This is a genomic window from Mycobacterium arosiense ATCC BAA-1401 = DSM 45069 (assembly GCF_002086125.1).
Lineage (GTDB): Bacteria > Actinomycetota > Actinomycetes > Mycobacteriales > Mycobacteriaceae > Mycobacterium > Mycobacterium arosiense.
Window position 1 is genome coordinate 1 of record NZ_MVHG01000459.1, and the last position, 229, is coordinate 229.

General features: G+C 66.8%; 1 protein-coding gene. It reads left to right on the plus strand.

Going from position 1 to position 229, the window contains the following annotated elements; all coding sequences use genetic code 11:
* Positions 1-3: 3 nt before the first annotated feature.
* The coding region (locus tag BST14_RS32550; protein WP_211280890.1) for a recombinase family protein at positions 4-229 on the plus strand (226 nt) is incomplete at its 3' end.

Here is a 229-nt window from a genome sequence, read left to right on the forward strand (position 1 = left end):
GCCTTGCAGACGGATGCGCTGCGCAATGCAGGCTGCGAACGGGTTTTCGAGGACACGGCATCCGGGGCCAAGGCAGACCGGCCCGGCTTGGCCGATGCGCTGGCTTATCTGCGCGATGGCGATGTGCTGGTCGTCTGGCGGCTGGATCGGCTTGGCCGCTCCCTTCCGCACCTGATTGAGACGGTCGGCAAGCTGGAAGCACGGGGCGTCGGCTTCCGCTCGTTGACTG